Below are 12,667 nucleotides of genomic sequence, written 5' to 3' on the forward strand. Positions count from 1 at the left end.
ATCATATATATTATGACATTAAATAAAAGAATTGAAGAAATAAAAATATATTATTTTGGAAGAAAGAGAGGAAGTCATAAAAAATTTATAGAGAAACTAGATGTTGCAAGTAATACAGCTAGTAATTGGATGACTGATGGTTATAATGTTGGAAAAACTGTAACTGATAGATTATTGGAGGCTTTTCCAGATGTAAGTGCTGGATGGCTTCTTACTGGCGAAGGCAATATGCTGAAAGGGGACAACACCCCAGTTGAAAGCGTGCCTCAAACAGATGATACATCTTCAAACACAGAAGCATGGTATAGGAGCAAAATAGATCAGTTGATTGAAAATAATACTCAGCTCGCAGATGCTAACGCTAAGCTTGCTCAAGTCATCGCCTCAACAAATAATACTCGGAGGCTAATCAAAAATTAAAAGGGAGACACTAATGTATATAAAAAGTAACAAGTTTAAACAACCTGCAGCAAAAGCGAAGCAGGTCATCAAATCTGCTCTATTAAAGGTAGTTTTCTCAAAATGATTAGTTATGCAACTGATTATAACACACTAAAGCTAAATTTTGTTTGAAAATGCAAGATCAAACCAAAAAAGATTCAAGACTTGTAGTTGAGCGATTTGTTGAATCTTTTAATGAATTAAGATATAGAAAGGTAGTAAAAACAAAGAAAGAGTTTTGTGAGGCTGTAGGCATAGCCACGCAAAGCAATTTAAATAGAATGATCGCTGAAGGCTCAATGAATGAACCGACAATCACGAATATACTTTTGCTTCATAAGAAATTTAATGTATCACTCGATTGGTTGTTCCTGGGAAAGGGTGAGTTTTTCGAAGAAAACAGATGAAGATTCGGCAATCGTTCCCATATTCGTTCCTAATAAAAAGCAAACCCTCTGGTATTCTACTGAAATTCAAAGGGTTTTAAATTCACATCTGTGCGCATGAAGGGACTCGAACCCCCACGAACATAGTTCACTGCCACCTGAAGACAGCGCGGCTACCAATTACGCCACATGCGCTTTATTTCAGAGCGAAAAACGGGGCTCGAACCCGCGACCCCAACCTTGGGAAGGTTGTGCTCTACCAACTGAGCTACTTTCGCATTTCGATATGTAAAAATAATATATTTTTCATTATTATTATTCGGTTAGTAAAAATTTTCAGATAACAAAATACAATAATATAGAGAATCTAATATAACTTTAGAAACAATTAATAGACTATTAAAAATCGCTTATAATCTTCTGTAGATAAGAAAAGCCCACATAAATGCGGACTTTTTTCGTTTAAGCATTGTACACACGATGAGACTCGATAATATATGAATAATAAATGGTTATACGCAGTTAGTAGAAATGAGGTAGAAGTAACATAATTTAACCTTACAAACATCCCCTTAAATGATACCATTCAATCCCAAAGGCTACTATGTTTAGAATTGCACTTTTTTCAGCATTCTGATCCACTTGATTATTTCGTTTTGCAAAGACAATGGCTTTTGAACAGTCACAGCCCCCAATTTCATCAGTTGCTCCAGCTTCCATCAATCTAACTGTCCACCTTTCATCACAATTATTTTCTTATAGTCCGAAGATACTGACAACCGGATCGTTATCTCTTTCAAGTATGGAGTTCTTGAAGTTCATCATAGTCTATGTTCAGCAACTGTAATACGTGGCAAAATGCGATTATTATCGGCCCATTCCGGAACCGTTAAGAAAAGATTAAAAGATGACGAGAATTATATACTGATTGTGTTGTATAACTGTTCCCTCTTTCTTTTTTTGTATGTCTAAATATATTTTATATTTTTAGATGTTAAAATCTATATATTATGAAATTCCTTGACATGCTATTTTCACCTAGAACTATTATAAATAATAATAGTGACCCTAAGTTAGATTTACAACTAAAAGAATTTGAGCAAGCTTGGTTTCACTACAGACATTTAGAGACGTTACGAAACATTTACATCGGAATCGTACTTTCTATATTAATGGTACTTTCTCCAATTGCAATAAATGCTTTTTTTAACGATTATATTTTAATTTCTCAAATTATAAATTCAGAAGTTGGCAATAAAATCATTTTCAGTTCATTTAATTATTTTAAATCTCTGCTCCCATTAATAATGATGGTTATATTTAATATTATAATATTTTTTGTCGTTTGCATGACAATTAAATTGATAAAAGCTTGCGATTTCTATACTTCAATACAAAATAGAGTAAGAAGGGAGATCGGAGGAAAAGAATGGGAAGACAGTTACTTTTGCCAAAAGGCTCTAAATAATGACCCTGTATTTACGAAAGCTATTTTTGAGTCTAAATATCTTATCGAATGCCTTTTTATGTTCCTTAATTGTACAATCCATATATTGACAATATTCTATATAGCAATTTTTCTTTTTAACTTTACTGATTTTAATATTTTAAATACTATTATCCTTGTACTTGAACTTATTTTCTTTGCTATATCCATTCGATCTTTCATTATTATCATTAAATCATTCAAATACAATAATATATCAATATATAAATAATATTTATCAAATACAGGTTGACAGACTCAAGGATTACGCAGTTAAAGCGGAATATTATGATTTTCGATTATATTTTATTGTAAATAGTATTCAACTATATTTTTGAGAACTTTAGCTTACTTATAACTTTCATTTAAATTATCAATTTTATTTTTATTTTCAACTTTACTTTCGTCAAAAGTAGCTATATATTTAGTTGCGTCGGAATTAAAATATAAACGGCAAATAGGTTTTCCCTTATTATCATCAAACAAAATTCCAAAATAAGATTTTGTGTCTCTATCTACTACCCTATTTAAATGGACTATTTCGCACAAAATAGCCTTTATTATATTATATCCGTCAATATCACCTTTTGTAGTTACGATATTTCATCTTCAGACATATAAACAACGTCATCGGGTAAGACCTATTTTTCTTCAACTTTCTCTGCGTCCTCTGTTAAATCTTGTTGACAAATCTGAACCGCACACACGGCAATACGGATATACACTTAATTTACAGCAATTTTATAGCTAAGTATTTAAACTTGAATGATAAGAAAGATGGTATTATCTGGTTGAATTTCACTAATTTAAGCAAATTAAGTCTGGTATTTTACCAGACTCAATTAAAATACAGTTTACAATTCCTGTATAGTTTCAAAATACTCCGAATCGGAACTTCTTTAGATACTTAATTTACATTAAATATTTATCTATAAAACTAGTAATTATATCGTTTTTATTAATAACTTTCAATATCAACAATAGCGCTGGTTGTTAATTGTTCTGCTTCATGACGTATCTTACTATATGATTCACAAACAACTTTATGAGCACGATTAGAATATCGTAAAGCAACACCTCGAAGTATACCTACCGGGATATCTTCGCGAGGATCAGAAGGAGAAACAAAAAGTATTTTATCCGAATGTTCATCAATAACTAACTTATAACCTAATTCATCAACAGTTTTAATACGAGAATAACGAATATTTCCACCATGAGCATAGGCAACTAAAGATGAAATACGTAATCCCGTCGGATGTAAACCAGATTCATCAATTGCAAAAGAAGTAACTGATATTGCACCATTCCTTTTAAATGTAGGCATCACATGAGAGGTTCCAAAATCTACTACTCCCACTGGTCTTACATCGAGGTTAGGAAGTTTGCCTCCGGGGAATAAGCCTAATCCTGATATATTTTTGGTAATGGAATTATCCGACAATTTGAACCATGATGTTGAACCATTTGTGATAATATCCGTAGCTGCATCCGGGAAAAAGAAATCCCGAATATCATCCCATCTTGTACCTGTACCATTCAACTCATGATGTCTTGGTAATTGACCTATAAGTTGTAAAATAATATCAGTGGTAGGGATTCCCCAGCCATCTGTTATATCTGTAGCTCTTGTGTTATCAGTAAACAGCTGAAATCCGGAACCATTATTGGTATAATTATTGCCTTTAGGGAAAAAACAACCCCATAAGGTATAAGCACCCCAAGGGTAATAGCTACCATATAAAGACATAAATGTTTTCAAATCTGTTAATTTCGATTGAAACATACGTTCACCATCTAAATCTGATTGTCTGATATCTAAACCTTCAACCCATTGATTTCCATTCCGACCTAATGTTTGTCGCAACGGTTGAGCAAAAAAACTTATCTCATCACAATCAACTACTTTATGAGTACCAGAAGAAGAAAATATCCAATTATTTTGTACTCCATCCCTAGCATACCAGAAACCATTGGGTTGACCGTTATGGTCTAACTGATTAGGCAGCCAATTATCCATATCAGCCGGTGTAACTCCATGCGCAGGCTGGTAATCTGTCCAAACTTCCATGTAATGAAAAACAGTTCTGGGATTTTTAGGTAAAGATTCATATTCATCAGGATCGGGATCTAACCGAGGGTATATGCTACTGATAAATTCTTTATCCGTCTGAGATAATGCAGTATTAAATTTATTACTACCTACTCCGTTTGTAGTAATATGAGCTGGGATGTAAATAGCCATAATAGAATTTTCGTCATATGCAGTAGCAGCTACAGCTAAAGGAGGTTTGATTGGGAATTTTTTCATAATCCAATTATCAACCTGAATATCAGTCCAACCAAAAGGTCTAAAATAAGATAAAGCCTTATCTCTATCAATACTTATTGTAGAGTTAGATCCTTGATGTTCATTAACCAGACCTAGCATATGTCCGAATTCACGAAGTATAATGCCTGCAAAATCTGCTGAGTTTATTTCAGTCGTACTATTTACATCATTTAGAAGTAAATTCATCGTAGGCTGATTAAGCCCATATTCATTCAGACAGTCGGTGCCTAAATATGACCAATTTACACGATCACCATTATACTTAAAACCAATTTTTACATATGCTTCAGATATGTTAGTTGTATACGTAAATTTTAGATTTATAAGTTTTCCCCATTCTTTCGCAACTTCTTTTACTCTGTTTTTTGCTAAATCGCTGCCATTAAGGAATCCAATCAGGATTTCCTCATTTTGTTCCCAACCATTTCTACTTAGTACAGCTTTGGTTTCATGTTTAGGTGAATCAAATGTTTTTACGGCAAAAACATAATCTTTAATGTCTATTGCAGAAGTATTAACACCTGCATCTATACCCTGTGCATCATCAAGTTCTTGCGAACAGGATGTAATAAAGGCTAATAACGGAATTAGCATCCATAAATAAAATTTGTTCATAATTTTTTAAAGGCTAAAAGATTTATTATTGAAATAGTTCATCGTGAACTTGTTTTGAAAAACGGATAACATCTGAAACTGTATATTTAGGATTAGGATTATCCAGAATATATTGTACATAAAACCCGCGTAAGTAACCAGGAGCCAATTCTGAATATCCTGCAGGAGGATTTTCTGTTAGAGATAATTTTTTGATGTCTGTTTGTGTACTATTGATGTATAATTTATATCCTAGCTCCACATCTGTCAATCTACGGCACCAACGTATATTAAACAAATGCCAGAGTTCTAAACCTCTTGTATCAATCGTTACGGTAACATGAACAGGATTTTTAATAGTCCAAAAAGAGAAACCATAGAATAAGTGATACAAATACTGACCTTCCCCCCAATGCGCATCTTTAGGGCATTTTCCTGTTTCTATATCACAGTAATCATTGTCCCACCAATAGCTGGCGTTTCCTCTTTTTCCTCCTGCCATTAGATTAAAATTGTAAATATTCTTTACACTTTCGACTCCTGCTACATCACCAGGATCATTGTGTGTATACCAATAAACTGAATGTCCTTTAGTACATATATTGAAGAATTCAGGTTTTTGACCGTAAATAAGTTTATTAGCATGTTCTTGTTCATATTTTGGTGAAGTTGCAGGATTATCCCCATGTTTAGCACCCAGAGCTATGTGTATACCTTTAGTTCTCAATGTTCCATCACTTTCCACTGGACACATAGCAAATAATTGCCTGAAATCTTCATAGTCAGGTATCCTCCAACCAGCATGAGGTGAAGAGCTATTTCCTTCATACATTTTTCCATTTTGCCTCATATATATTTCACTGTTCGCATTATAATAACGACCATAGTACCTATTGAAATTATCTAAATTATATACTTGGATTGGAAATTTAGCATCATTTTTCATATTAAGATCAATATGAGCTGCCTTCATGTAGGCATCCAACATTTCTGTGGTTACATCGGTTTCTCCTCCAGCATCGTGCAAACCTCCTTGCCTTGGAACTTTATGATAGAAGTTATTATTAATCCAATAATATTCACCAATACGAACGCCTGTATACGGATAAGAGTTCGGGTCATTCGCTTGTTTATAAATAAGTTCTACTCTATCAGGAACCTCAATGATGCCAGGGTAAAGTGTGGCTGCAAATTGCTTGTCTGTAGCAGACAGCTTGCTATTCCATTGCGATCCTTTTCCATCCGTAGTTAAAAAATCAGGAAAAAATAATAGCATAATAGATTCCGGATCAAACTGTGTATAGTTAGTTTGCGTTTTGCTATACACTTGAAGAAGTGTATCAATTTGGGCATTAGTCCAAGCTTGTGCCAGAAAATAGTTACGAACACGAGAGGCATCCCATTTAAATGTAGCATTAGGGCTTTGATTCTCGTAGACCAGCCCTAAAACATGTCCAAATTCTCTCAAAATAATTGCAGCGAAATCTTCTGAATTGACCTCTGTCGCATCATTCTCATTAAATAACATTAGATTCATAGAAGGAGCATTTTGAGGAACGTTTTTGCAATCTGTACCAATATACGACCATGTAACCTGTTCTCCATTCCAATGAAATGCGATTTTCACATCAGCATTGTCTGCTACATCTACGTATTGAAATTTCAAGTTTGCGTGTTTTAACCATTCGGCAGCAACTACTTTTAGCTTGTTTTGAGCAAGTGAAGTTCCATTTAAAAATTTAATCCGAATAGTAGATCCGTTGCCCCATGTTTTTCCATTAAGAGAAGCTCCCTTTGTACTAAGTCCTTCATTCTCTTGAGTAACTTTGTAAGCAAAGACATACTCCCTCTTACCTTTTGCAGACATATCTGGTATATCTGACACATACTTTTCTTCTGTACATGACATTAATAATGCCAATGTAAAAAGCATCATAAGAAATGACTTTTTTTTCATCGTGCTTGTTAAAATTATAGTTGTTATTTAAGATGGATTGTAGTTAATACACCTTATTTTGTGAGTTTTGTTTAGAAGTCATCTTGACTTTTTTTGTTAATTTTGTTCAATAATATACTCATAAATACCAGATAGTTGAAGGCTTTCTATGTTGACACCCTCGTCTTAAATCTATTGAGTAAAGTTTTGTATGAATCCATCCATGCATTTGTTCTTTCAATAGTATATCTTTGTTCATTCAGCGTTGACAAATAAACCATCAACAGCAATCGCTGCCTTGCTTAAGGTAGTAAAAAGTTCAGCCAAGTGATCTTCAATGTCATGGAGGTCATAATTTTGGATGACTCCCATCAATCAACGAAGTGGATAAACCCAAATGGATTTGCGCTTTTAGAGAATCTTCAGCCAAGAGTTTCCCCTCTCCCTTCTTACATCATTTCTTGAAACGACCATAAATAATCTTATAGTTTAAGATTACATCCAAGAACAGACTTTTTTTTACAAGCAATGTATGCCACTGAATACCGCTCTTAAGCTTATATAAATGCAATTTATAATCTCTGGAAGACAACCCTTTGTCTTAAATTCTCGCTTTGCTGTTGATAAATGAGGTCGTATTTTATTTTCTATTGTATCTGTACTAAGTACTTTGCCATAAGGAATTATTTTTAATTAGTTAGTTACCAAACACTAAACGAACATATCCTTATTGTTTTAACAATTTTAAATTAGTCAAGATCACTTTAATCTTAAGGTCGTTAGTAAATTAAAAGAATGAAGATAAATGATGAGAAATATATCTGAAACAAATATAATGTTAATATAAAGTTTTATTCATTTAACACACTGTAAATCAAATAGATGGAAAATGTTAATATAAAATTGACGATACAGTGTAAAGAGGAAAAATCACATTCCGTTCATTCATATTAGTTTCTCCATCAAATAAAATTTGTTTTATATATTTTATTTGTTTTATATATTTTACTTTGTTTTAAGGCAATGAAGTTATTATTGACACTTACAAATTAAGCAACCTATCAAAGACGGTTTTAATACTTTATTTGGTATTATTACGTCAAACTTATAGCTCTATATTATTATGAGATATTTTCTTCTTATCCTAGCTTTCTTTTTCTTAAGATTTTATCGATGAGCTACATTATTATTGGGTGTATACTTAGAGCCTGTTTAAATTTCATATACTGCCATTCCTCGAATTAAAAACTTCTCTATTCTAGTTAAAATATGCTTACAATAAATATTTGTATTTTTTTATCAAACACTCGTCATTTTTCCATATATCAATCACTTATGAAAACACGTTTAATTCATTTTGGTTGTTTATTTTGCCTCTGTTCGGGCAACCAAATGACCAACGTAGCGGATGACATGACCAACTTTACCTATATCGAATCAGCCGACTTCAAGGATAAAACTAACTTGGATACAGTTGTCGAATACACCTACAATGCCAATGGTGCGATGTACAAAGATCTAAACAAGGGAATAACAGGTATTCAATATAATTACTTAAATTTACCCCGTCAGATGGTGATCAACAGTTCAACGGCCAAGGCAAAGAACTATTACACCTACTCGACTTCAGGCGTGAAGCTGAGGACAGAGCAGTGCTACTACCCAACTTTGGTGAATTCTCCGATAGGTACTACCACTCCTGCAACCGATCGGCTGACCGATTATAAGAACACCGACTATGCAGATAACATCATATCCGAAACCATCAAGAGTGAAAACACAAACAAAAACAAAACCCGCATGCTTGTAGACGGAGGTTATATCGAAAATGGTGTATATCACTATTACCTGGCAGACCATCTGGGCACAATCGTGTAGTAGTCAATGCCAGCGGCATAATCACCCAACGAAACCATTACTATCCGTTTGGAACAGCCTTTGCCGAAAAGTATGATGATGGTAAAAAGTACAAGTATAATGGCAAGAAATTGGATGATATACACCATCTGAACCCGTATGATTGCTCGGCCAGGTATTATGAGAGTGCAGTGGAAAGATTTACCAGTGTTAATCCATTGGCAGAGAAATATTATAGTTGGAGACCATATAGTTTTGTATTAGAATTACCCTTTTGTGCGAGGTAAGTCAATAATCAGTGTACTTTCCATAATCACGGGTAAATTCACCATCCCTTGATTCGATGCAAACATCCGTCGTACATAATAGCTCGGAATACCAAACAGTTTACTGACAACACCTCATGTTAGACTTGGCAAAAAGTGAAGCATAAGCCGCCACTACCACTGCATCCGAATTTCATTCCAGCCATTTTGCCTATAACACCACACAAAGTTCCGCTTCCGACACCTTCTATTACAGCATGTCCTCCGCAAATATTTTAGAGCTGTTGCCGCCATAACTGTCATATTTGTTCGAATTCCATATAAACCAATCCAGATTGCTATAATAACGTTGGTTTACAATCTGCGGCTTTGGTCTTTTCGCCTCCGCTTACCCATTCATTAGCAATCAGGATCGGGATATTTATTTTGGATTGCTTTTACAAACAATTCCCAATGTCCAGCATAAGGAGCCATTCCATTTTCGTTTCCAATCTCTAAATATTTTAGCCTGGAAGATTCAGAATGTCCATTCTTTGTATGAATACTTCTTTACACCGAGGTTACTGGTCCGTTGGTATATTCAATCTCCAATACAATCTGTATCAAGAACTTTTTTCTCCTTAGAACTGATAAAAAAATCAACCATCAATTTCAAATTTTCGGACACATGAACACCCGGTCCATGTTGGCCGTCTTTTACTAGATAAAAACGACTGGGTACTCCTACCTTCTGAAGTGCTTCGTGAAGGAGTTCGCTTTGGCAATGAGGTACTACACGATCCTTATCACCGTGAAAAATCAAAAAAGGCGGATCGGTGGGGTCAATATATGTAGTAGGGCTTGCCAACAAACATTTGTCTTTGTTTTCCTGTATTGGACCTCCTATATAAACCGAAGCAGGTGACTTGGCGTCATTGTGACTAAAATCGGTACCTCCACAAGAATCCATTAGCAGCATATTGGTCGGGCCAAACCAATCGACCACCCCATCTACCGCACTACTGAATTTGGTGTAAGGTCCAACATTACCTTCTATGTCAACTGTTATATCGCCATATGTATATTGTTTTTCAAATTGGGATGTTCCAGCAATTGCAGCCATATTACCACCGGATGAGCTACCTGAAATCCCCACGAAAGTGGTGTCGAGCCTGTATGTGGAAGCATTGGCTCGTACAAAGCGGATAGCAGCTTTTATATCGTTGACCGGAGCAGGAAATTTGGCATCGATGCTTGATCGGTGATTAGGCATAGCGACTGCAAAGCCGGCGTCTAGTAATGCCTTACCTATTGTATTGAGGTCAGCTCCTTTTCCATTGTTGGAGAACCATGCACTTCCATAAATATAAATGACAACAGGATAGCTTTTCTTCTCCACTTTTGGCAGATATATATCTAATCTGTGATAAATAGCAGAGTCTCCGGCGTAATCCAAGTCTTTCCAGCTTTGTGAATACTCTTGTCCAAAACAGTTTAAAGAAAGGAACATAAGGACGATTAATACATAATTTCTCATGGAATTCAATATTTGTTAACTTTTAGGAACTATTGACATTTCTTATTCTCTTATTTAGAAGTACTATCGAAAACTCAGAAGAAATGTATTTTAGACCTCTTTTATAGTTTATTTCAAATGTAATATTATCTAAATAACAATGGAGCAAGTTCTCGTAAACTTCTACGCCATGTCAGAAACTCATGAGCAGTATTATTAGATACGAATGAAACAGCATTAATACCGGCAGATTTTAACTCATTTGCGGCTTGTATCACTTTATCTGGATTCTCCCTGCTTCCGCAACTCATAAAAACTAGTTTCAATTTCGTTTTGTCTTTGATGTCTGATGGGGCATAAGTACCACCACTGAGAAGGCCGTAATGTGAAAAAATATCTGAATGGGCTAAAGTAATCATTTTTGTTTCCATTCCCCCCATCGAAAGACCTGCCATTGCACGGTTAGGCTGATTGGCTATAGTTCTAAAATTATTATCAATATAAGGGATGAGTTCATCGATTAAAACAGTTTGAAAGTGTTCAATTTTAAAATCTTGAATTCGTCCAAATTTCGTATCGTTGGTCATACCATAGGTCATTACGATAATGAAAGGCTTTGCTTTTCCTTCAGCTATTAGATTATCCATGATAAAATGGGCCAGTCCCTGATTTGTCCATGCTGTTTCATCCTCACCCCAACCATGCTGAAGATACAAAACCGGATAACGTTTTTTTGTATCTTTCCCGTACCCCGGAGGAGTGTATACAAAAGCCCGACGTAAGGTATTAGTACTTTTCGACGAAAAAAAGATCTGACTTACATGTCCATGAGGTACATCTTTTAACGCATAAAAATCCTTATCGGAAGCTGGAATTTCGATTCCACTTTCCCAGCGATTTGAGCCAAAGAAATTAGAGGTGCCAGGGTCATTGAAAATGCCTCCATCTACAGTCAGGTGATAGTAATGAAAACCTTCATCCATAGGCCCTTCGGTGGTTCCCATCCAGGTTCCGTCTTCTGCTTTTTTCAGAATAGTGCTTCCACGCCCACCTAATCCGAGACTCACTGATACACTTTGTGCATCAGGGGCTATGATTTTGAAGCGGGCATAGCCTTGTGAGTTTACTTGTGGATACAACTGCCCTGGTTGGTTTAGTACTGAGGGAGTAAAATCTTCTTTAATATTTTGTGCTGAAATTAAACCTACGACAAATATTGTCGCCAACAAAACGGTTACAATCTTTTTATTCATAATCATTTTATAATTTTGATCAATAGTTATTTTATGTTACTTTCCATGATTATTTATATCTTTTTCTATTTATTTAACATCCATAATTTTGTCCATTCGGATCTTTTGGTTCGACTCTATCTAGATGCTTTTAAGGAATAGGTCTGAATCTATAAAATGGCTTAACATTGGGTGCTGCAAAAGAATTACGTTCTTTGAGGATTTCTACAAAAAAGTCTGCACCATTCCTAACCAGATATTCAAAACGATGTAATTCTCCTTCTGTTTCTCTACCATTCGCTATAACCATTAGCATACCATCAGCTTGGGTAGTGAACATCATATGTAGCCAGTTACCGCGGTCATTCACTTTATCTGGAGTTTGATTATTGTAATATGCAATTATACCGGTATTTATACAAAATATTATCAAACAAAAATATAGACATGGTTGAGAAGCTACGATATCAAACCATCTTTTATTCGTTTAGAATTGTTGCAGCAAAATCAATTCTGTCGCATATTCTTTTGTTTTTGTCGTACCACAATCACTAAGAGATCAAAAAAATCGTAAATTTCAATACTAATCGTCAAAAAAATCATTAGTTATCAAACGCTTACACTTTTCAATTCGTATATTTA

General features: G+C 34.7%; 9 protein-coding genes, 2 tRNA genes and 1 pseudogene. 4 read left to right on the forward strand and 8 right to left on the reverse strand.

The features are described 5' to 3' along the window. Both JGH11_RS16360 and JGH11_RS16365 read left to right on the forward strand, forming a co-directional pair. Positions 1–420: pseudogene (locus JGH11_RS16360) on the forward strand (hypothetical protein); the annotation flags it as partial. 155 nt (positions 421–575) lie between these two features. Further along, a complete protein-coding gene (locus tag JGH11_RS16365; protein ID WP_201113615.1) occupies positions 576–848 on the forward strand; it encodes a helix-turn-helix transcriptional regulator in 273 nt (90 codons plus the stop codon). Between the two features lie 91 nt (positions 849–939). Here JGH11_RS16365 and JGH11_RS16370 read toward each other — a convergent pair. The 5 genes from JGH11_RS16370 to JGH11_RS16390 all read right to left on the reverse strand — a co-directional run bounded on the left by JGH11_RS16370 (position 940) and on the right by JGH11_RS16390 (position 7,196). Next, a tRNA-Leu gene (locus tag JGH11_RS16370) sits at positions 940–1,022 on the reverse strand. Between the two features lie 10 nt (positions 1,023–1,032). Continuing rightward, a tRNA-Gly gene (locus JGH11_RS16375) sits at positions 1,033–1,105 on the reverse strand. A 280-nt stretch (positions 1,106–1,385) separates the two neighbouring features. Next, complete coding sequence (locus JGH11_RS16380; protein WP_201113616.1) at positions 1,386–1,547, reverse strand: hypothetical protein; 162 nt, start codon at positions 1,545–1,547, stop codon at positions 1,386–1,388. Positions 1,548–3,271: 1,724 nt separating this feature from the next. Further along, entirely contained in the window at positions 3,272–5,260 is a 1,989-nt protein-coding gene (locus tag JGH11_RS16385; protein ID WP_201113617.1) for a hypothetical protein, read from the reverse strand. A 25-nt stretch (positions 5,261–5,285) separates the two neighbouring features. After that, a complete protein-coding gene (locus tag JGH11_RS16390; RefSeq protein WP_201113618.1) occupies positions 5,286–7,196 on the reverse strand; it encodes a hypothetical protein in 1,911 nt (636 codons plus the stop codon). Positions 7,197–8,510: 1,314 nt separating this feature from the next. On the opposite strand from JGH11_RS16390, the gene JGH11_RS20325 reads away from it, so the two are divergent. Both JGH11_RS20325 and JGH11_RS20330 read left to right on the forward strand, forming a co-directional pair. After that, positions 8,511–9,053 (forward strand): hypothetical protein, encoded by a 543-nt coding sequence (locus JGH11_RS20325; protein WP_236264046.1) that lies wholly within the window; start codon positions 8,511–8,513, stop codon positions 9,051–9,053. Between the two features lie 20 nt (positions 9,054–9,073). After that, positions 9,074–9,319: an RHS repeat-associated core domain-containing protein gene (locus tag JGH11_RS20330; protein ID WP_370567621.1), complete on the forward strand. Its 246-nt coding sequence runs from the start codon at positions 9,074–9,076 to the stop codon at positions 9,317–9,319. Between the two features lie 559 nt (positions 9,320–9,878). On the opposite strand, the gene JGH11_RS16400 is transcribed toward JGH11_RS20330, so the two are convergent. The 3 genes from JGH11_RS16400 to JGH11_RS16410 form a co-directional block, all read right to left on the reverse strand. Further along, a complete protein-coding gene (locus JGH11_RS16400; protein ID WP_201113619.1) occupies positions 9,879–10,814 on the reverse strand; it encodes an alpha/beta hydrolase in 936 nt (311 codons plus the stop codon). A gap of 125 nt (positions 10,815–10,939) precedes the next feature. Further along, entirely contained in the window at positions 10,940–12,046 is a 1,107-nt protein-coding gene (locus tag JGH11_RS16405) for an alpha/beta hydrolase-fold protein (RefSeq protein WP_201113621.1), read from the reverse strand. 130 nt (positions 12,047–12,176) lie between these two features. Next, positions 12,177–12,395 (reverse strand): hypothetical protein, encoded by a 219-nt coding sequence (locus JGH11_RS16410; protein WP_201113623.1) that lies wholly within the window; start codon positions 12,393–12,395, stop codon positions 12,177–12,179. Positions 12,396–12,667: the final 272 nt, after the last annotated feature.

The sequence above is a fragment of the Dysgonomonas sp. Marseille-P4677 genome (genome assembly GCF_016652235.1).
Classification (GTDB): domain Bacteria; phylum Bacteroidota; class Bacteroidia; order Bacteroidales; family Dysgonomonadaceae; genus Dysgonomonas.